Below are 20399 nucleotides of genomic sequence, written 5' to 3' on the forward strand. Positions count from 1 at the left end.
GCGTCATTTGTCTGCCGTCCCTGACGCCGTGCCGCCCACCGTCATCGCGTCGATGCGCAGCGTCGGCTGGCCGACACCGACGGGCACGCTCTGCCCTTCCTTGCCGCAGACGCCGACGCCCTCGTCGAGTTTCAGGTCGTTGCCGATCATCGACACGCGCGTCAGCACCTCGGGGCCGGAGCCGATCAGCGTCGCACCCTTCACCGGCCGCGTCACCTTGCCGTTTTCGATCAGGTAGGCCTCGCTCGCCGAGAACGTGAACTTGCCATTGGTGATGTCGACCTGGCCGCCGCCGAAATTCACGGCGTAAAGCCCGCGCTCCACCGAAGCGAGGATCTCGCCCGGATCGTGCTTGCCCGCAAGCATGTAGGTATTGGTCATGCGCGGCATCGGCAGGTGCGCGAACGATTCGCGGCGGCCGTTGCCGGTCGAGCGCTGGCCCATGAGCTGCGCGTTGAACTTGTCCTGCATGTAGCCCTTCAGGATGCCGTCTTCGACCAGCACCGTGCATTCGCCGGCCGTGCCTTCGTCGTCGACGCTGAGCGAACCGCGCCGGTTCGCGAGCGTGCCGTCGTCGACGACGGTGACGCCCTTCGCCGCGATGCGGTCGCCATGGCGGCCCGCGAACGCGCTCGTGCCCTTGCGGATGAAGTCGCCCTCGAAACCGTGGCCGATCGCCTCGTGCAGCAGCACGCCGGGCCAACCGGGGCCGAGCACGACGGTCATGCTGCCCGCGGGCGCCGGCACCGATTCGAGATTGACCAGCGCCTGGCGCACCGCCTCGCGCGCGAACGCGTGCGCGCGCCCGTTGGCGAGCAGTTCGCGGTAACCGTAGCGACCGCCGCCGCCGGAACTGGCCGACTCGCGCCGGCCGTTCTGCTCGGCGATCACGTTCACGTTCATGCGCACGAGCGGGCGCACGTCGGCGGCGAGCGTGCCGTCCATCGCCGCGACGAGCACGGTGTCGAGCGTCGCCGACAGGCTCACGATCACCTGCGTCACGCGCGCATCGAGCGAGCGCGTGAACCGGTCCACTTCGCGCAGCAGCGCGATCTTCTCCTCGTTGGCGATGCTCTCGACCGGATCGATCGGCGGGTACAGCGACCGCGCGTTGCGCGCGGTGAGCGCGTGCGCCGTGCGGTCGTTGCCCGACTGCGCGATCGCGCGTGCGCTCTTCGCCGCGGTCAGCAGCTCCGACAGCACGATCTCGTCCGAATAGGCGAAGCCGGTCTTCTCGCCGCTCATCGCGCGCACGCCGACGCCCTGCTCGATCGAGTGGCTGCCTTCCTTGACGATACCGTCCTCGAGCATCCACGACTCGCTGCGCGAATGCTGGAAGTACAGGTCGGCCGCATCGATGGCCGGACCCGCGAGCTGGCCGAACACGCGGTCGAGATCGGTGGAAGCGAGGCCGCCGGGGGCGAGCAGGCGTTGTTCGGCAAGCGGGAGAAGGGTCATGCGGATTCGAAACGATGGGGAAAATGGAGAGATAGGATCGGCAATGCCCGCTTGCAAATCCAGGCCCGCCTAGAGTCGAGGCTATACCTCGCGCGTCATGCCCGGGCGCGCGAGGTCCGCGACGACGCCGAAGCGTTCGCGGATTTCTCCCGCGAGCGCCTCGCGCGCGATGTCCTCGCCGTGCACGAGCGCGACCGGCGGATGCCGCGGAATGCCACTGTACCATTCGAGCAGGCCGGCCTGATCGGTGTGCGCGGAGAGGCCGCCGATCGTATGGCATTGCGCGGCGACGCGATGGTCCTCGCCGAACAGCCGTACCCACTGCGCGCCGTTGACGAGACGGCGGCCGAGCGTGCCTTCCGCCTGGTAGCCGACGAAGACGATGTGCGCTTCGCGGCGGCCGATGTTGTGGCGCAGGTGATGCACGATGCGGCCGCCGCTGGCCATGCCGTTGCCGGCGATGACGATCGCGCCGTTGCGGATCTGGTTGATCGCCATCGACTCGTCGACCGACTCGGTCGCATGCAGGTTCGGCAGGCGGAACGGATTGGGCGTGCCTTTCCAGACCGCGCGCGCATCGTCGTCGAACAGTTCGTGGTGGCGGTCGTAGATCCGGATCACCTTGGCCGCCATCGGGCTGTCGATGAAGATGCGCCAGCGCGACAGCTTCCATTCGTCCCAGAAGCGCGCGAACCAGTACAGCAGCTCCTGCGTGCGGCCGACGGCGAACGCCGGAATCAGGATGTTGCCTTTGCCGTTCCACGCATCGTCGAGGATGCCGCCGAGTTCGCGCACGGTGTCGGCGCGGTCCTTGTGGTTGCGGTTGCCGTAGGTCGATTCCATCAGCACCAGGTCGGCCGCGGGCGGGGTTTCCGGATCGCGCAGGATCGGCGCGCCCTTGGGCCCCAGATCGCCCGAGAAGACGAGCGTGCGGCCGTCGGCGAACAGTTCGACGATGGCCGAGCCGAGGATATGGCCGGCGTCGCGCAGGTTCACTTCGATGCCGGGAAACAGCGGCGTGCGCTCGTGGTACGGCAGCGGGCGCACCAGCGCCATCGTCTTCTGCACGTCCTCGCGCGTGTACAGGGGCACGGCCTCGGGCTCGCCGCGGGCGCGCTTGCGGTTGCTGCGCTTCGCGTCGCTTTCCTGCAGCGAGGCCGAATCGAACAGCATGACCTCAAGCAGTTCGGCGGTCGCCTGCTGCGTGTAGATCGGCCCGCGATAACCGCGCGCCGCGAGCAACGGCAGGCGCCCCGTGTGGTCGATATGCGCATGACTGACGACCAACGCATCGATGCCCGCAACGTCGAACGGAAACGGCTCGGCGTTGCGCGCCTCCTCATCGGCACCACCCTGGATCATGCCGCAATCGAGCAGGATGCGCTTGTCCCCCGCTTCGACCAGATGCATCGAGCCGGTAACCATGCCGGCCGCACCGAAGAAATTCACTTTCATGCCGTTCGCCTCCATCGCATGCCGGCCCAATCTACGCGAGTCTGCCGGCGCTGGAAAGTTCGTTGCGTGTACACTGCCCGAACTCCAACGGCAGGATCGATCCGATGCTTCGCCCGATATCCACGATGCTGATCGCGCTCGCGCTGGCGGCATGCCAGTCCGCGAGTCCGCAACATACAGCCGCGCCGCAGGCTCCGGCATTCTTCCACATCGACCCCGTGCGGCCCGTCGCGGAACTGCTGCCCAGCGCATTGGCGGCAACGCCGCCGGCGGAGTCGGGCGAGTTCCGCAAAACCGACCTCGTCGAACTGGCCACGCTCGATCCGTCGATCAAGCTCGACATCCGCTACGCGACGACGCGCAATTTCCTCGGCACGCCGCTGTACAGCCAGCCGCGCGCGTTCCTGCAGCGGCCCGCGGCCGAAGCGTTGGTGCGCGTCAGCGCCGCGGTGAAGCGCGAGGGCTACGGCCTGCTCGTGCACGATGCGTATCGGCCGTGGTACGTGACGAAGCTTTTCTGGGACGCGACGCCGCCCGACAAGCACCGCTTCGTCGCCGACCCGGCTACGGGCTCGCGCCACAATCGCGGCTGCGCGGTCGACCTGACCCTGTACGATCTGAAGACCGGCAACGCCGTCGAGATGCCGAGCCTGTACGACGAAATGAGCGAACGCGCCTACCCGACCTATGCCGGCGGCAGCGACGCCGACCGCGCGCGGCGCGATCTACTGCGCCGCTACATGGAAGCCGAAAGCTTCGCCGTCTACGAATACGAGTGGTGGCACTTCGACTACCGCGACTGGAAATCCTACGCGATCGGCAACGTGCGCTTCGAGGACGTCGCAACGGCGCACTGACCATGCCGTGGCCGGCATGGCGGGAATCACCTGCGCTTCGCGATCGGCACGAACTTCTGGTCCTCCGGCCCGACGTAGTTCGCGCTCGGCCGGATGATCTTGCCGTCGATGCGCTGCTCGATCACGTGCGCGCTCCAGCCCGAGGTGCGCGAGATCACGAACAGCGGCGTGAACATCGCCGTCGGCACGCCCATCATGTGGTAGCTCACCGCGCTGAACCAGTCGAGGTTCGGGAACATCTTCTTGATCTCCGCCATCGTCGATTCCAAGCGCTCGGCGATGTCGAACATCTTCGTGTTCTCCGCCTCCTTCGACAGGTCGCGCGCGACCTCCTTGATCACCTGGTTGCGCGGATCGCTGACCGTGTAGACAGGATGGCCGAAGCCGATCACCACTTCCTTGTTCTCCACGCGCCGGCGGATGTCGGCTTCGGCCTCGTCGGGCGTGTCGTAGCGCTTCTGGATCTCGAACGCGACCTCGTTCGCGCCGCCGTGCTTGGGCCCGCGCAGCGCGCCGATCGCGCCGGCGATGCACGAGTAGAAATCGCTGCCCGTGCCGGCGATCACGCGCGCCGTGAACGTGGACGCGTTGAACTCGTGCTCGGCGTACAGGATCAGCGAGGTGTGCATCGCCCTCACCCATTGTTCGCTCGGCGCCTTGCCGTGCAGCAGGTGCAGGAAGTGGCCGCCGATCGAATCGTCGTCGGTTTCGACCTCGATGCGCTTGCCGTTGTGGCTGTAGTGGTACCAGTACAGCAGCGTCGAACCGAGCGAGGCCATCAGCTTGTCGGCGATGTCGCGCGCGCCGGGGTGGTTGTGGTCGGCCGCCTCGGGCAAGGCACAGCCGAGCGCGGAGACGGCCGTGCGCATCACGTCCATCGGATGCGTCGAGGCGGGGAGTTGTTCGAGCACCGTTTTGACGGCGGCCGGAATCCCTCGCGCGGCCTTCAGTTCGGCCTTGTAGGCGCGCAACTCGGCCAGGGTCGGCAGCTTGCCGTGCACGAGCAGATGGGCGATCTCCTCGAATTCGCAGACCGTGGCGATATCGAGGATGTCGTAACCGCGATAGGCCAGATCGTTGCCGGTACGGCCGACCGTGCACAACGCGGTGTTGCCGGCGACCGTGCCGCTCAGGGCCACGGATTTCTTCGGCTTGGGCAGAACCTGTGCGGTGTTGTCGTTCATTTGTCTCTCCGATTGCATCTGTATCGTTCCTCTCACGCAGATCTTCTACAGGATCAGTTATTGAATACCTCTGCAGCCGGCAGGTGGGGGCATTGCGCGACTGGCTTGACTCGCAGCTGCAGCGCCATCGTTGGCGGACCGATGATGTTGCTGTTGCTGGACTCCCAACACTCGTTGAGGGTGGAGCAGAAACAGACGTCGATCGCCATCCGGTTCATGGCGCCATCGTGAAACCGTTGCCAGAACTCCTGGTCGGGAATCCGGAGCATCTGTAGATGCTCTCCCGGACTCAATACGTCCTGATTGATCGTGGTCTGGACGAAATAATGCGTCGACAGGCCCAACGCAGCCAGAGCATCGTTCCAGTCGCGCTGCGGCTTGCCGTCGATGCGCAACTGTACGCTGCGCACGATCGCCGGTCCGGGGCCCTTGTTGTCGACTGTCAGCGACTGGTTCAAATCGTCATTGCCGACAATCAAATAAGGCCATACCTGCGCGCGCACCTGTTGATGTTGGATGTAGGCCGTGTAGGCGGAAACGAACAGCGCCAGCAAGCCGACGCCTGCCGCAATGATCGCGGCGACGCCATCCCAATCGCGCCGTCTGCGCGATCCGAGCGCAGGCTCTGGAGAAACTTCGCTCATCCGTTCTTCGTCGAGCCCGAGAACAGCGCGTCGAGCTTGTGTTCGTAGTCGTGGTAGCCGATGCGCTCGTACAACTCGTCGCGCGTCTGCATCGTGTCAAGCACGCTCTTCTGGTGGCCGTCGCGACGGATCGCGGTGTAGACGTTTTCTGCCGCCCTGTTCATCGCACGGAATGCGCTCAACGGATACAGCACGATGCCGACGCCGACGCTGCGCAGCTCGTCCACCGTAAACAGCGGCGTCTTGCCGAACTCGGTGATGTTCGCGAGCACGGGCACCTTTACCGCATCGACGAATTTCTTGTAGGTCGGCAAGTCGTACGCCGCCTCGGCGAAGATGCCGTCGGCACCCGCTTCGACGCAGGCAATCGCACGCTCGATCGCGGCGTCCACGCCTTCCATCTGGATCGCGTCGGTGCGCGCGATGAGAAAGAACTGCGGGTCCGTCTTCGCATCGGCCGCGGCCTTCACCCGGTCCGCCATCTCCTGCCGGCTGACGATCTCCTTGCCCGGACGATGGCCGCAGCGCTTCGCGCCGACCTGGTCCTCGATATGGCAGGCCGCCGCGCCGAACTTGATCAGCGACTTCACCGTGCGCTCGATGTTGAACGCGGATGGACCGAAGCCGGTATCGATGTCGACCATAAGCGGCAGGTCGCAGACATCGGTGATGCGGCGCACGTCGGTCAGCACGTCGTCGAGTGTGTTGATGCCGAGGTCGGGCAGGCCGAGCGAACCGGCCGCCACGCCGCCGCCGGAGAGATAGATCGCGCGATAGCCCGCGCGTTTCGCCAGCAGCGCATGGTTGGCGTTGATCGCGCCAATCACCTGCAACGGCGATTCGGCAGCAAGCGCGGCGCGAAACCTTGCTCCGGCGGAAGACGTACTCATGCGGGTCTCCTGGCTGGGTCGATCATTCTAGCATCGGGCCGATTCATGAACGAACCTGTCCAAAAGGGTGAATTGCAATCGAATCGAAGGCAAAATGCGGCCACAGGGAAATCGCAACCGATTCCGCATCGAATGGAGCCAATGCCATGAAGAAGAAGCATCCCTTGCGCCACTTCCATCTTTTCGCATGGACTCTCGCCGCCCTGCTCGCTTTTCCCGGCCACGGCGCACGCGCCGCGGCGCCACTCGGGACTGGAACCTATACCGGCATCTATTCCGGCAACGACTACGGCACGGTGACGATCGTGGTCGATGCGCAAGGCAACGTGACTTGCGATTTCTTCAGCTCGCCGGGCTTCGTCCACTATCAAGGCACCGGTACGGTGGACACCACATCCTGGTTTCTCGTCAACTGCGCCACCCCGGATTCGGACAGCTACCGCATGTCGATGACGAGCAGCCCGGACAGCGCCGCGGCCAATGCCGTCACCGGTTTCTGGGGTGGCGGCACGAGCAGCGCCCAGATCAGCGGCAGCTATACCGCCTACTACGTTTCGACGAAATCCGACCCCGCGGGATCGATCACCAGCGCCACTTTCGCCGGCCTCTGGTACGACCCGGCATACACCGGAACCGGCTTCAACATCCTGCCCTCTTCCGCCGTCGGCCTGATCGTCACATATTACGGCGTCGACACTAGTGGCGCACCGCTGTGGCTCATTTCCGATTACGGCCCGACGACGATCACGATCGGAACCTCGGTCACGCTGAACATGAGCCATTCGAACTCGGGCACGTTCTTGGCGCCGGTGCGAGTGCCTGTCTCATGGGGGCAGATCACCCTTACCTTCACCAGCTGCACCACGGCGACGGCCACGTTGGATGGAACCGACGGCAAGGTTTCCGAGAACCTCACCTTGCTGACCGGCGTGATCGGCATGCTCGACTGCCGATGATTCGCGTTCGATCATGCGCCCGCACACGCAGTCCGGGTGCGGTTTCCCACCCCGCTGACCCGCGATCAAGCGCCCGCTTCCGGCCCGCGCTTGAGCGCATTGCGCACTTCCTCGAGCGAGTTCGGATCGTCGAGCGTGGACAGGTCGCCCGGATCGCGATCCTCGGCCAGCGCCTGCAGCGAGCGGCGCAGCAGCTTGCCCGAGCGCGTCTTCGGCAACGCATTGACGATGTAGACGCGCGCGGGCCTGGCCACGCCGCCGAGCATGTCGACGATGCGCTGCTGCATGCCGCTGGCGGCTTCGCGTTTCGCGGCCGCGTCGCCGGACGCCTTCAATGTCGCGAACACGACCGGCACCTGCCCCTTCAACTCGTCCTTGACGCCGATCACCGCCGCCTCGGCCACGCTCGCATGACTCGAAACGGACTCCTCGATCTCGCGTGTGCCGAGCCGGTGGCCGGCGACGTTGATCACGTCGTCGGTGCGGCCGAGGATGTAGGTGTAGCCGTCCTCATCGCGGATCGCCCAGTCCAGCGAGGAATACAAGAGTTCCTTGAAGTGGGAAAAATAGCTTTGGACAAAACGCGCGTCGTCGCGCCAGATCGTCGTCATGCAGCCCGGCGGCAGCGGCGGCACGGCGACGAGCACGCCCTTTTCGTTCGGCGCGCAATCCAAGCCCGTGGTTTCGTTGATCACGCGATACCTGTAACCGAAATTCGGTAGACCGGGCGAGCCGAACTTGATCGGCTTGAGGTCCAGCCCCGGATGCAGGCACAGCGCGGGCCAGCCCGTTTCGGTCTGCCAGTAGTTGTCGATCACCGGTTTGCCCAAGCCTTCCGAGATCCATTTCGCCGTCGGCTCGTCGAGCGGCTCGCCGGCGAGGAACAGGTATTTCAATTGCGATAGATCGTGCTTTTTCAGGAAAGCCGCATCGTGCTTCTTGAGCACGCGGATCGCGGTCGGCGAGGAAAACATCGTGCGCACGCGGTACTTCTCGCACAGCCGCCACCAGACGCCCGCGTCGGGGCTGATCGGCAACCCTTCGTAGAGCAGCGAGGTCGCACCCGCGATCAGCGGACCGTAGATGTTGTAGCTGTGACCGACGGCCCAGCCGACATCGGACGTGGAGAACATCGTCTGGCCGGGGCCGACGTCGAAGATGTCGCGCATCGACACGGCGAGCGCGACGAGGTGGCCGCCGACGTCGCGTTGCACGCCCTTCGGCTTGCCGGTCGTGCCCGAGGTGTAGAGGATATAGCTCGGCTCGTTCGATTCGAGCCAGATCACCGGCACTTCGGCGCCTTCGTGTTGCTTGCGCAGTTCGGCATAGTCGAGATCGCGGCCGGCGACGCGCGCCACGTCGTTGTCGAGGCCGCGTGAGACGATCAGCACGTGCGGCGGCGGATTCTTCGCCTCGGCCAGCGCCGCGTCGACCAACGGCTTGTAGGCGATCGCCTTGCCGCCGCGCATGCCCGCATCGGCCATGACCAGGAGCTTCGGCTCGGCGTCGTCGATGCGCATGGCGAGGTTGTGCGAGGCGAAGCCGCCGAATACGACCGAGTGGATCGCGCCGAGCCGCGCGCAGGCGAGCACGGCGAACACGGCCTCGGCGACGTTCGGCATGTAGATGACGACACGCTCGCCCTTCTTCACGCCTAGCGAGGCGAGCACCGCGGCGAACGCGTTCACCTCGCGGTACAGCTCGCGGTAGCTGATCTCGCGCGTGACGCCGGTTTCGGTCGACACCGCGACGAGCGCGAGCTGGTCGCCGCGCTCCGCGACATGACGGTCGACCGCGTTGTAGCACGCGTTCGTCTCGCCGCCCGAAAACCATTTGCGAAAAGGCGGATTGGCGTACTCGAGGATTTTCTGCGGCGGCTTGTGCCAGTGAACCAGCTTCACCTGCTCGGCCCAGAACTCCTCGGGACGTTCGATCGATCGGCGGTATTCGGATTCGTAGCTCACGCTTCCTCCGCAAGGCTGGCTGGCTTCGCTCCCACTTTTTTATCGCCATGCCAATCGCGCTACCATTGGCCTAAGGTCCGGTGGGAATCGAACGGGAGGCGGTCATGGGGAAAGCACTGGACATGGACGGCGTGTTCCTCAAAAGCGCGGCCACCTGGCATGCGCCGCCTCCGGGCATCGTTCTCGACGAGGACGACCGCTTCGACTGGTTCGTCGATCGGAACGGCAACAAGACCGAACTATGGCAACCGAAGCCATGACCCGGCGCCGCGACCCGATGAGGCCAGGCGCGCACTCATATTCGCACAGGTCGACGTTGCGGGCAGGTCTTCTTGCCGTCTCCATATTCGCTTGCAGCCCTGCATGGCTCACGGGAAGGGAAGTTCCGGCACCGGCGCAATTGTCGGGACACACCGTGCGTTTCGATGCCAACGGCCACCTCTTGCCATGGATAGCCTGGAGCACGGCGCTCGACCGCGAGATGCGCTACTACGCAAGCGCGCCGCTGGAGCACGGCTATCCGGTCTTCGTCACGACGACCTTCCTCGACGCCAACTGGAAGCCGACGCGCGACGACACGATTCCGGCGACGCAAAACAGCACCGGCATCATTTCGTACCTCAAGTTCTATTCCTTGCGCGGCAAACGCAATCCGCGCCTGCTCGCGACCGCACGCGCGATGGGCGATTACCTGATCGAACAAACCCTGACGCCGGACGCCGGCGCCTATCCGCGCTTTCCCCGCTCTACCGGCCGGCATGGGCAATTTCCGCTGGCGGCCGATAGCGGCTCGCAAAACGATCGCGCCTACGAGATCCAGCCGGACAAAGGCGCGATGGCCGGTTATGCGCTGTTGCAATTGCACGCGGCGACACGCGACAAGAAATATCTCGATGCGGCGCGCCACATCGCGGACGTGCTTGCGGACAATCAGACCGACGGCGATGCGGCGCATTCGCCGTGGCCGTTCCGCGTCGATATCCGCAACGGCGAAGCGCGCGGCCCGGTCGCAGGCAATCAGGTGTTCGCGCTGCGCCTCTACGACGAATGGATCGCGCGCGGCGACCGCCGCTACCAGGCCAGGCGCGATGCGCTTTGGCGCTGGATCAAAACGCAGCAGATTCCCAGCGCGCGCAGCAACGGCGCGCTGTTCGCGCAATTTTTCGAAGACCACGACAACCCGGCCAACCGCACGGCGTGGGCGCCGCTCGCTCTTGCGCGCTATCTGCTCGAAAAACGCGCCGCGCTCGATCCCGACTGGCAAGCGAATGCGAAAACCCTGATCGATTTCGTGCGCCGCGAGTTCACGCACGTGGAATTCGGCGTGCGCGTCTGCCACGAGCAGGACGAGGACCACGACGCCTGGGGTGGCGTCAACTCCACCTACGGCGCCGTGCTCGCGCTGTATGCCAAGGCGACCGGTTCCGCGCAGCTCGCGCGCGAAGCCCGCGCCGCGCTCGACTTCGCCGCCTATGCGATCGACGAACAGGGCCGGCCGCACGACCTGCCGACGCACGCCGACCTCGGCGGCTGGCAGGAAGATGCGCACACCGACGTCATCCACAATTTCGTCGATGCCATCAACGCGTTTCCCGAATGGGCCAGCAGTTCGCGCTGATACAGCACGCGGCCCGCCCCTCCGCGGCTCTTTTCTCGCGCCCGCCGTCGAAAAGCGCGAACGGAAACGGCGTGCCTATTTCCTGCGCGCCGAGCATGTTCGGCCCAATGCGCGCCCGGCGAAAATTCATGATTACGGATCGCGGCGCGTCCACGTGGGTCCGCGCCGAGTCCGGTGTGAATTCACTTCCCGGCGAACAGATGCTCGACGCCGGCGCGCTCCTCACGCAGTTCCTTGTCGGTCGCGTCCATGCGCGCACGCGAAAAGTCGTTGATCGCGAGACCCTGCACGATCGCGTATTTGCCATCCTTGATCGTGACCGGATAACCGTAGATCACGCCGGGCTTGATGCCGTAGCTGCCGTCCGAGGGAATGCCCATCGACACCCAGTCGCCATCGGCCGTGCCGAGCGCCCACGTGCGCATGTGATCGATCGCGGCCGACGCGGCCGAGGCCGCCGACGAGGCGCCGCGCGCCTTGATGATCGCCGCGCCGCGCTGCTGCACGGTCGGGATGAAGTCCTTCTCGTACCACGCCTGGTCGACGAGGCTCAATGCGGGCTTGCCGTCGACGGTCGCGTGGTGCAGATCGGGATACTGCGTCGAGGAATGATTGCCCCAGATCGTGACCTTCTTGATGTCGGTCGTATGCTTGCCGGTCTTCTCGGCGAGCTGCGACAGCGCGCGGTTGTGGTCGAGGCGGACCATCGCGGTGAACTGGCCGGGATCGAGGCCGGGCGCGTTCTGCTGCGCGATCAGTGCGTTCGTGTTCGCCGGATTGCCGACGACGAGCACCTTGACCGTGCGCTTGGCGTGGTCGTTGAGCGCCTTGCCCTGCGGGCCGAAGATCGCGCCGTTCGCTTCCAGCAGAATCCTTGCGCTCCATGCCGGGGCCGCGCGGACGCGCACCGACAAGCAGCGCGTAGTCAACGTCCTTGAACGCGACTTCCAGCTTGTCCGTCGCGACGATGCCCGCAAGCGTCGGGAACGCGCAGTCGTTGAGTTCCATCACCACGCCCTGCAGCGCGGGCAGCGCCGGCGTGATTTCGAGCAGATGCAGAATGACCGGCTGGTCCTTGCCGAGCATGTCGCCCGAGGCGATGCGGAACAGCAGGGCGTAACCGATCTGGCCGGCGGCGCCGGTGACGACAACACGGACGGGGGATTTCATCGAACGATCTCCTTTGGAAAGTGATTCTTCGCCGCCAAGCCGTCATTCCAGCAGGTGCTGCCGGAAGGACGAGCAAAAATCTCAGCTCAACTCGGCAAAAAAGTCCTTGATGCGCTTCATGCCCTCGTCGAGCTGCGCATCAGGGCAGGTATACGAAATGCGCAGCGCACGCGGCTCGCCGAACGCCGAGCCCGGCACGCAGGCGACGCCCTTGGCTTCGAGCAGCGCGTTGCACAGGTCGACGTCGTTGTCGATCGCGATCGAGCCGTGCTTTTTGCCGAACGCGACCGAGACGTCGGGAAACACGTAGAACGCGCCCTGCGGGCGCGGGCACTTCACGCCCGGAATCGAATCGAGCGCGGCGAGGACGCGATCGCGCTTGGCGGCGAATTCGATCGCCTTGCGCGCGGGAATGTCCTGCGGCCCGCTCAGCGCGGCGATCGCGGCGGCGGTGACGACCTCGGGAAGGTTGGTGATGTGGTTCGAGTTCAACGTGACGAGCGCCTGCGCGACTTTTTCCGGCGCGGCCACGAGGCCGACGCGCCAGCCCGGCATGCCATAGGTTTTCGACAGCGAGTCGACCACGATCGTGCGCTCGCGCAACTCCGGCCTGAAGTGCAGGAAGTTGTGATAGCCAACGCCGTCGAACACGAGCCGATTGTAGATGTCGTCGCAGATGATCCAGGTGTCCGGATGCTTGACGAGCACCTCGGCAAGCGCCGCGATCTCGTCCTTCGTGTAGACCATGCCGGTCGGGTTCGACGGGTTGTTGAACAGGAATACCTTCGGCTTCGTCGCGAGCGCCTTGTCGAGCTGCGCGGGCGTGAGCTTGTAGTTCTGCTCGGGCGGGCACGGCAGAAGGATCGTCTTCGCGCCGACGATGTCGGCGATGTCGACGTAGGTCGTCCAATACGGCGTCGGAAAAACGATCTCCTCGCCCGAATCGAGCAGCGCTTCGGCAAGGTTGTACAGCGTGTGCTTGGCGCCAACGCCGACGACGAGGTTCCTGCGAACGTAGCCCGGCAGGCCGCTGCCTTCGAGGTGTTTGAGAAACGCGTCGAGCAGCGCGTCGTTGCCGCGGTTGGAGCCGTACTGGCCGCTGTCGTGGGCAAGCGCCTCGCGCGCCGCGGCGTAGACGTGCTCGCCCGGCAGGAAATTCGGCACGCCGATCGAGAAGCTGATGATATCCCTGCCCGCCGCCTTGAGTTGCTTCGCCTTCTCCGCCACGGCCATGATGGCACTGGGCTTGGCTCGGCTCATGCGTTCGGCTAGCAAAGGCATTTCAGTGTCCTCGTCGATGATGAACTGAGCAGCGTAGCTTAGCATGTTTGCTGCGGCGCAGCGTCTTTCCAGGCTTGCGGTTCGCGGATTTGGGCGAGTGCCGCTGCGCGCGCAACAACCTGCCGATTTTAAGCTTTTGCCAACATTCGGATTTGCTACACTCGCGTCGCTCTGCCCCCACCTTGACCGGCAGAACCGCCGTTTCCGACCATCCCGAGGAGTTCGCATGCTGAATATCATCTGGTCCATCATCATCGGTTTCATCGTCGGCCTGCTCGCACGCTGGTTCTATCCGGGCGCCATGCATCTGGGATTCTGGCTGACCGCCCTGCTCGGCATCGCCGGTTCCTATGTTGGCGGCCTGATCGGCACCCTGTTCAAGAAACCCGTCGACGGCCAGATATTCCATCCGGCCGGTTTCATCATGTCGATCATCGGCTCGGTCCTGCTGCTGTTCATCGTCAAGACGCTGGGTTACATGTAATTTCCAGTTTCGGCGCGAAAACAACAAGGCCGTCCTCGGGCGGCCTTCGTTTTTTCACAGCATCCGCGTCATGAACACGCTGTTCGGATCGGCGCGATACTCGGCGAACGGCTCGCAATCGGCGAATCCGTGGCGGCGGTAGAACGCGCGCGCCGGAGCGAAATAGTCCCAGGAACCGGTCTCGAGGCTCAGGCGCAGCAACCCTGCCGCTTTCGCCTCGGCGATCAGATGCGCGAGGATCGCGCTGCCCGCGCCGCTGCCGCGTGCAGGCGCCGCCGTGTGCATCGACTTGACCTCGCCATGCGTCGCGTCGAGCTTGCGCAACGCAGCGACCGCGACGGGCGCATCGTCCTGCCACAATGTCCAGAAGCGGATCGCCGGGTGCTTCAATGCGTCGAGATCGAGCGCGTGCGCGCTGCCGCGGGCGGTCTGCGCGCGTGCCTGGGTGACGTGTGCGGACAGCAGTGCGGCGACGCGCGCGTCGTCGAGCCCACCCTCCTCGATGCGTCGCGTCGCCACGGGTTGCCGGATCAGCGCGACGCGAGCGTCTTGTTCCACTGTTCGAGCAGCGGCGCGACCTTCGCATCGGCGAACAATGCCGAAGTGTCGCCGACGATCGTGATCGACTCGATCTGGTCGCCCTGCCTGATGCTGTCGACCACCTTCTGATCGTCCGCGCTCAGCACCTCGCCGAACACCGTATGTTTGCCGTCGAGCCACGGCGTGACGACGTGGGTGATGAAGAACTGCGAGCCGTTCGTGCCCGGCCCCGCGTTCGCCATCGACAGCACGCCTGGTTTGTCGTGTTTCAGATGCGACACGAACTCGTCGCCGAAACGGTAGCCTGGACCGCCGCGTCCCGAACCTTCCGGGCAACCGCCCTGGATCATGAAGTCGGGAATCACGCGATGGAAGCTCAGCCCGTCGTAGAACTTGTGCTGGGCGAGGTTGACGAAATTCACCACCGTCACCGGCGTGTGCTCGGGCGTCAGGCGGATATGGATCGTGCCGCGCGGGGTATTGATGTGGGCTTGCAGGTCTTGGCTCATTCAAATTCTCCGTAGAAAGTGGAATGATCGCACACACCCGGCGAGTTAAATGACCCCCGGCAAAGCCGGGGGCTTATTCGGTGAGCGCCTCAAAGGCGCCATTACAGCCTGAGCCGCCCAAGGCGGCTGTCTACACCCGCAGCTTCATCTGATCCTGCCGCGCATCGGCCTCTTCCTGATTCCTTATGTACGCTCGCACCCTCGCTTCGTCCAACCCCACCGTCGAAACATAGTAGCCTCGCGCCCAGAACTCCTCTCCTGTGAAGTTTCGCGTTCGCCCTCCGAACTGACGCGCAATCGTGATCGCACTCTTCCCTTTCAGGTACCCCACGACGTTCGACACCGCATACTTCGGCGGGATGCTCACGCACATGTGGATGTGATCGGGCATCAAATGCCCTTCCACGATCCGCGACTCCTTGTGACTGGCCAACTCGTGAAATATCTTTACCAGCTCCTTGCGGAGCACACCAAAGATTTTCTTGCGCCTGCGCTTCGGAACGAACACATCGTGATAGTTGCAGTCCCATCTCGTGTGACTCAGGCTCTGGTACTCTTTCATCGTGAATCCTCATCTCTTGGTCAAGATTCCAGATTCACGATGACCGTCGTATAGGTCAAACCTCGGTGAGTCTCCCGGCAGAGCCGGGTGCTTACCTTTAGGGCTTAGTTATGATGCGCGGCCGGGCGGGCCGCCGCGCGCGGACGTCAGCGGGTCAGCACGATCGATGCGCCGTCGCGGACGGCGCGCAACTGGTGCAGGCTGGCGACTGCCGAAGCGAACTGCCCGGGATCGCGCGTGGAAAACACACCGGAAACGCGCAGCGTCGCCAGCGATGAATCGGCGAATCGGATCCGGGTGCCACCGTAGCGGTTCAATTCGGCCACTGCGTCGGCCAGAGTGGCATCGTCGAAATAGGCTTGGCCGCGCTGCCATGCGAGCGCCGCTTCGATCTTCGGACGGTCGAGCGCATGCGCGCCGTCCGGGCGTATCGTGAGCCGTTCGCCGGGCGCGAGCACGGCAAGCGGCTCGAGATGGTCGGAAGATGCGGTTTGCGCGGCAACCTGGACTTTACCTTCGAACAGGGTCACCGCAAGAAGAGTTGGATCGCGGCGCACATCGAACGTCGTGCCGAGCGCGACGACTTGTTCGCCGCCGGTTTGCACGACGAACGGCCGCTGCGGATTCTTCGCCACTTCGAACAGGGCCTCGCCGCGTTCGAGCAGGATGCGTCGCTCGTTCTTGCGATAAGCGACGACGAGGCGCGTATCGGTGTTGAGGGTGACGCGCGTGGTGTCGTCGAGCACGACGGTCTGCTGCGCGCCGACCACGGTCTGATAGGCGCGATCTTCGGGAAGGAGGCACACGATGCCGATGCCGACTGCCGCTAGCAGCAGCGCAGCACAGGCCGAGGCGGCGATCCATGCCTTGCGCCGCCGCGTGCCTCTGCGATCGCGATGCACGCTATGCGGGCGATGCGCAGGTTCGGCCGCTGCGCCCGCGATGAGTTCCCAGACGTCGTTGACGCGCGTGAACGCGCGCGCATGCGCAGGACTGGTGCCAAGCCATTCCTTGAACGCAGCCTCGGTCGCCGCAGTCCGTTCAAATTCCTGCAGGCGCGTGAGCCAGGCGGACGCTTCGGCCAGGGTCAGTTCGTTGATGACCTCGGTGCTTGTCGGTTTCATGATTCGCCCATCCATTGGGTTAAGAACAGGAGCGCGCGGGCTACGCGCTTTTCCACGGCGGCGACACTGAGGTTTTCACGTTCGGCGATCTGTGCGGCGGTGAGGCCGTCGAGGCGCTTGGCCAACAGGCAGCGCCGCGTCTGCGGGTCGAGCCGGCGCAAGCCGGTGCCGACGCGGCGCAGGCGTTCCTGCGAGAGCAATTGCTCCTCGGGTTGCGGCGCCGCGTCGGCGAGGCTGAGGATGTCGAATTCCTCACTGTCGACCGGCACGCGTGCGCGCTGGCGTGCCTGGTCGCGGCTTAGATTCACCGCGGCAGTCACGAGAAACGCCTCCTGCGAGCGGATTTCCTGCTTGCGCGTGTAGGATTCGAGGCGCACGAAGGCCTCATGCAACACGTCATCTGCATCCTGCAGTGCCACGCCGTTGCGCACGACGACGGCGCGCACCTTGCGCAACATGGTCGAAAGGCCGCTCATAACCCACTACAACATCGTATTTTCCTGCCGTTCGAACGTGTAGACGTTTCACCGGCCGGATCCGGACATTTTTTCTGATCGACACCGCGCCGTCGCATATTCACACATCTCGGAAGCCGGAAACCGGCAGGGGAAAGCCCGCGATCACGATCATGCTGCGCCGCAGTATCCGGGCTTGAATCTCAGGTATAATCGCGCCATCCCTTTCTCATTCAGCCTGCCGTTAAGGGCGGGCCTTTCGCGATGTCCATCGAAAACCTGCGCAATATCGCCATCGTCGCCCATGTCGACCATGGCAAGACCACCCTCGTCGATCAGCTTTTGAAGCAGTCCGGCACGCTCAACGAGCGCACCGTGCTCGCCGAACGCGTGATGGACTCGAACGACCAGGAAAAGGAGCGCGGCATCACGATCCTGGCCAAGAACACGGCGATCACCTGGCAGGGCAACCGCATCAACATCGTCGATACGCCGGGACACGCCGATTTCGGCGGCGAGGTCGAGCGCGTGCTGTCGATGGTCGACACCGTGCTGCTGCTCGTCGACGCGATGGACGGGCCGATGCCGCAAACGCGCTTCGTCACCCAGAAGGCGTTCCAAATGGGCTTCCGCCCGATCGTCGTGATCAACAAGGTCGACCGCCCCGGCGCGCGCCCGGACTGGGTGCTCAACCAGACCTTCGACCTGTTCGACCGCCTCGGCGCGACCAACGAGCAGCTCGACTTCCCCGTGGTCTACGCCTCGGGCCTCAACGGCTACGCCGGTCTCGACGACAGCGTGCGCTCCGGCGACATGACGCCGCTGTACGAAGCGATCATGCAGCACGTGCCGAAGCCGCCGGTCGATGCCGACGGCCCGTTCCAGATGCGCATCAGCCAGCTCGACTATTCGAGCTACGTCGGCCTGATCGGCATCGGCCGCATCCAGCGCGGCAAGGTGCGCACGAACATGCCGGTCGTCGTGATCGACCGCGAAGGCAAGAAGCGCAACGCGAAGATCCTTCAGGTGCTGGGCTTCATGGGTCTCGAGCGCAAGGAAGTCGCCGAGGCGGAAGCCGGCGACATCATCGCCATCAACGGCATCGAGGGCCTCGGCATCTCGGATACCGTCACCTCGCCCGACGCGCCGGAGCAACTGCCCGTGCTCACCGTCGACGAGCCGACGATCAGCATGACCTTCCAGGTCAACAACTCGCCGTTCGCCGGGCAGAAGGAACACTCGGGCGGCAAGTTCCTCACCTCGCGCCAGCTGCGCGACCGCCTCACGCGCGAGACGCTGCACAACGTCGCGCTGCGCGTCGAGGACACGGAAGACCCGGACAAGTTCAAGGTCTCCGGCCGCGGCGAGCTGCACCTCTCGGTGCTGATCGAAACCATGCGCCGCGAAGGCTACGAACTGGCCGTGTCGCGCCCCGAAGTCATCATCAAGGAGATCGACGGCGTGGCCAGCGAGCCGATCGAGCAACTCGTCGTCGACATGGAAGAACAGTACCAGGGCGGCGTGATGGAGCGCCTCGGCCAGCGCCGCGGCCAGCTCAAGAACATGGAGCCCGACGGCAAGGGCCGCGTGCGCCTCGAATACCTGATCCCGGCGCGCGGGCTGATCGGCTTCCAGACCGAGTTCCGCACGATCACTGCCGGCACCGGACTGCTGTTCCACGTCTTCGACCATTACGGCCCGAAGGCCGAAGGCGCGATCGCCAAGCGCCCGAACGGCGTGATGATCTCGAACGGCATGGGCCCTGCGCCCGCGTACGCGCTGGTCGGCCTGCAGGAACGCGGCCGCCTGCTCGTCGACGAAGGCGCGGAAATCTACGAAGGCCAACTCGTCGGCATCCACGCCAAGGACAACGATCTCACCGTCAACGCCTTGCGCGCCAAGCAGCTCACCAACATCCGCGCCGCCGGCAAGGACGACAACGTCCAGCTCACGCCGCCGATCCGCATGTCGCTCGAGCAGGCGCTCGAGTTCATCGAGGACGACGAACTCGTCGAGGTCACGCCGAAGGCGATCCGCCTGCGCAAGAAGCACCTGACCGAGAACGACCGCAAGCGCGCTTCGCGCCAGGCGGCGTAAAACCTCGCGCAACGGTTTTAGCGTCTCGCAACGCCTCTGCTTTGCCTTGGTGAGGCACTCCGTCTAACATCAACCCCAAGCCAACTGCAAACTCCGCGCCGACTTGGGGTGAATAAGGGGAGCGCAATGATCAAGTGCGAAATGACCGGTCGCGCCTATGCCGACGTATCCGACGGCATTTGGGACGATGGAGAGTTCATCAGTTGGGACTGGATCAACGGCCAACTGCATCGACAGGAACGTCAAGCCGCGTTTCCAAATGCCGACCAAGACCTGATTGAAGTCTTTGATGAGTTGATTGATGTCGCCGCCCGATATCGAGAAGTGACCGGGCGCCACCTCCCTGTTTTCGGTGAACTGGGCGAAATCTATGCGGAACTTCGCCACGGCCTAAAGCGAAATAGGCCGAACGCTCCAGGCTCGGATGGGAGGATTGGAAATGATCACGTCGAAGTGAAAACCATCACTCCCGAGAAGAAGAAGCAGAAAATCCAAGTCAAGCGCAGCGGCAACTTCAACAAACTCATCGTCGTGCGCATCTCGGAGGACTTCGAGTTCGAATCCCGGATATTCGAGAGAAAACGACTTGGTAAGGGAACTGGCAAGTTCGCTCGCGTTTCGTGGACATCGTTGGATACGCTCGCTGTCGAAACGAGACAGCAAACACCCTAGACGATGGCTAACGGCATGCGCCCGTTCCTGCACGTAGTCGGTGTTCTCTGCCTGCCGCCGGGCGTGCTGCTCGCATCCGCCTTCCCCGCAATGGGGCACACCATAGCGGCCGGCACGCTGTTCGGTTTTTTCGAGCAACTGTTGGTCATGGCGAGTTGGCTGATTCCTTGGGGAGTGCTCGGAAGCTTGGCGATCTTCCTCGCGTTGCTGTCCGCCGGTTTTTGGCTTCGCCTGCGCTGGCTCGCCGGCCTGTGCGTGGCCGTGTTCGCCATCGGCAGCGCTGCCGTGATCCTTGCGTTCGGCAGTCAGCCGATTTCCCCGGATCAGCTGCCGTTCTTCCTGCCGGCGCTGTTGTCGGCGTCCATCGGACTCTGGCTCGCTTTCACCGAACATCCGCGCGGCAAAACCATCCGACCAACGCACAACCCGGAGTCGTCATCATCGATCTCGCCAAGCCACGACTGCCCGCCTTTCTGATC

At 64.4% G+C, this 20399-nt stretch carries 20 protein-coding genes and 1 pseudogene; 8 read left to right on the forward strand and 13 right to left on the reverse strand.

Annotated elements, in window-relative coordinates:
- Positions 1-3: 3 nt before the first annotated feature.
- Entirely contained in the window at positions 4-1458 is a 1455-nt protein-coding gene (gene tldD / locus QM741_RS16775; protein WP_415208778.1) for a metalloprotease TldD, read from the reverse strand.
- Between the two features lie 81 nt (positions 1459-1539).
- Positions 1540-2913 carry an MBL fold metallo-hydrolase RNA specificity domain-containing protein gene (locus QM741_RS16780; protein WP_415208779.1) on the reverse strand — a complete coding sequence of 458 codons (1374 nt, stop codon included), beginning with the start codon at positions 2911-2913 and terminating at the stop codon, positions 1540-1542.
- A 104-nt stretch (positions 2914-3017) separates the two neighbouring features.
- On the opposite strand from QM741_RS16780, the gene QM741_RS16785 reads away from it, so the two are divergent.
- Entirely contained in the window at positions 3018-3770 is a 753-nt protein-coding gene (locus tag QM741_RS16785) for a M15 family metallopeptidase (protein WP_415208780.1), read from the forward strand.
- Positions 3771-3796: 26 nt separating this feature from the next.
- On the opposite strand, the gene prpC is transcribed toward QM741_RS16785, so the two are convergent.
- From prpC to prpB, 3 genes are read right to left on the reverse strand one after another with little or no spacing between them, the layout of a single operon-like run.
- Positions 3797-4954 (reverse strand): 2-methylcitrate synthase, encoded by a 1158-nt coding sequence (gene prpC / locus QM741_RS16790; protein ID WP_415208781.1) that lies wholly within the window; start codon positions 4952-4954, stop codon positions 3797-3799.
- Positions 4955-5007: 53 nt separating this feature from the next.
- Positions 5008-5598, reverse strand: coding sequence for a hypothetical protein (locus QM741_RS16795; protein ID WP_415208782.1), 591 nt, complete (start codon positions 5596-5598; stop codon positions 5008-5010).
- Positions 5595-6488 (reverse strand): methylisocitrate lyase, encoded by an 894-nt coding sequence (prpB, locus tag QM741_RS16800; protein WP_415208783.1) that lies wholly within the window; start codon positions 6486-6488, stop codon positions 5595-5597. Before prpB ends, QM741_RS16795 begins: the two co-directional genes overlap by 4 nt.
- A 146-nt stretch (positions 6489-6634) precedes the next feature.
- On the opposite strand from prpB, the gene QM741_RS16805 reads away from it, so the two are divergent.
- Complete coding sequence (locus QM741_RS16805; RefSeq protein WP_415208784.1) at positions 6635-7444, forward strand: hypothetical protein; 810 nt, start codon at positions 6635-6637, stop codon at positions 7442-7444.
- Positions 7445-7509: 65 nt separating this feature from the next.
- Here the strand turns inward: QM741_RS16805 and prpE are convergent, their stop codons facing one another.
- Complete coding sequence (gene prpE / locus QM741_RS16810; RefSeq protein WP_415208785.1) at positions 7510-9408, reverse strand: propionate--CoA ligase; 1899 nt, start codon at positions 9406-9408, stop codon at positions 7510-7512.
- A 104-nt stretch (positions 9409-9512) separates the two neighbouring features.
- On the opposite strand from prpE, the gene QM741_RS16815 reads away from it, so the two are divergent.
- Both QM741_RS16815 and QM741_RS16820 read left to right on the forward strand, forming a co-directional pair.
- Entirely contained in the window at positions 9513-9668 is a 156-nt protein-coding gene (locus QM741_RS16815; RefSeq protein WP_415208786.1) for a hypothetical protein, read from the forward strand.
- Between the two features lie 155 nt (positions 9669-9823).
- Positions 9824-11026 carry a hypothetical protein gene (locus QM741_RS16820; protein WP_415208787.1) on the forward strand — a complete coding sequence of 401 codons (1203 nt, stop codon included), beginning with the start codon at positions 9824-9826 and terminating at the stop codon, positions 11024-11026.
- 182 nt (positions 11027-11208) lie between these two features.
- Here QM741_RS16820 and QM741_RS16825 read toward each other — a convergent pair.
- Positions 11209-12196 (reverse strand): annotated as a pseudogene (locus tag QM741_RS16825) (malate dehydrogenase).
- 81 nt (positions 12197-12277) lie between these two features.
- Positions 12278-13477: a pyridoxal phosphate-dependent aminotransferase gene (locus QM741_RS16830; RefSeq protein ID WP_415208788.1), complete on the reverse strand. Its 1200-nt coding sequence runs from the start codon at positions 13475-13477 to the stop codon at positions 12278-12280.
- A gap of 226 nt (positions 13478-13703) precedes the next feature.
- On the opposite strand from QM741_RS16830, the gene QM741_RS16835 reads away from it, so the two are divergent.
- The gene (locus tag QM741_RS16835) at positions 13704-13961 is read left to right on the forward strand and encodes a GlsB/YeaQ/YmgE family stress response membrane protein (RefSeq protein WP_415208789.1); all 258 of its coding nucleotides are present in this window, start codon (positions 13704-13706) and stop codon (positions 13959-13961) included.
- Between the two features lie 54 nt (positions 13962-14015).
- Here QM741_RS16835 and QM741_RS16840 read toward each other — a convergent pair whose 3' ends face one another.
- From QM741_RS16840 to QM741_RS16860, 5 genes are all read right to left on the reverse strand, one after another.
- Complete coding sequence (locus tag QM741_RS16840) at positions 14016-14519, reverse strand: GNAT family N-acetyltransferase (protein ID WP_415208790.1); 504 nt, start codon at positions 14517-14519, stop codon at positions 14016-14018.
- Positions 14492-15010 carry a peptidylprolyl isomerase gene (locus QM741_RS16845; RefSeq protein WP_415208791.1) on the reverse strand — a complete coding sequence of 173 codons (519 nt, stop codon included), beginning with the start codon at positions 15008-15010 and terminating at the stop codon, positions 14492-14494. Before QM741_RS16845 ends, QM741_RS16840 begins: the two co-directional genes overlap by 28 nt.
- Positions 15011-15140: 130 nt before the next feature.
- Positions 15141-15572, reverse strand: a complete 432-nt coding sequence (tnpA, locus tag QM741_RS16850; protein WP_415208792.1) for an IS200/IS605 family transposase — start codon at positions 15570-15572, stop codon at positions 15141-15143.
- Positions 15573-15718: 146 nt separating this feature from the next.
- Positions 15719-16696: a FecR family protein gene (locus QM741_RS16855; protein WP_415208793.1), complete on the reverse strand. Its 978-nt coding sequence runs from the start codon at positions 16694-16696 to the stop codon at positions 15719-15721.
- The gene (locus QM741_RS16860; RefSeq protein WP_415208794.1) at positions 16693-17172 is read right to left on the reverse strand and encodes an RNA polymerase sigma factor; all 480 of its coding nucleotides are present in this window, start codon (positions 17170-17172) and stop codon (positions 16693-16695) included. Before QM741_RS16860 ends, QM741_RS16855 begins: the two co-directional genes overlap by 4 nt.
- 243 nt (positions 17173-17415) lie before the next feature.
- Here QM741_RS16860 and typA point away from each other — a divergent pair, with 243 nt between their 5' ends.
- The 3 genes from typA (at position 17416) to QM741_RS16875 (ending at position 20397) form a co-directional block, all read left to right on the forward strand.
- Positions 17416-19248, forward strand: coding sequence for a translational GTPase TypA (gene typA / locus QM741_RS16865; RefSeq protein WP_415208795.1), 1833 nt, complete (start codon positions 17416-17418; stop codon positions 19246-19248).
- A gap of 141 nt (positions 19249-19389) precedes the next feature.
- Positions 19390-19920 (forward strand): hypothetical protein, encoded by a 531-nt coding sequence (locus QM741_RS16870; protein ID WP_415208796.1) that lies wholly within the window; start codon positions 19390-19392, stop codon positions 19918-19920.
- Positions 19921-19935: 15 nt separating this feature from the next.
- The gene (locus QM741_RS16875) at positions 19936-20397 is read left to right on the forward strand and encodes a hypothetical protein (RefSeq protein WP_415208797.1); all 462 of its coding nucleotides are present in this window, start codon (positions 19936-19938) and stop codon (positions 20395-20397) included.
- Positions 20398-20399 lie beyond the last annotated feature (2 nt).

Origin of the sequence: Rudaea sp., from assembly GCF_047601565.1 — a bacterium.
Taxonomy (GTDB): Bacteria; Pseudomonadota; Gammaproteobacteria; order Xanthomonadales; family Rhodanobacteraceae; genus Rudaea.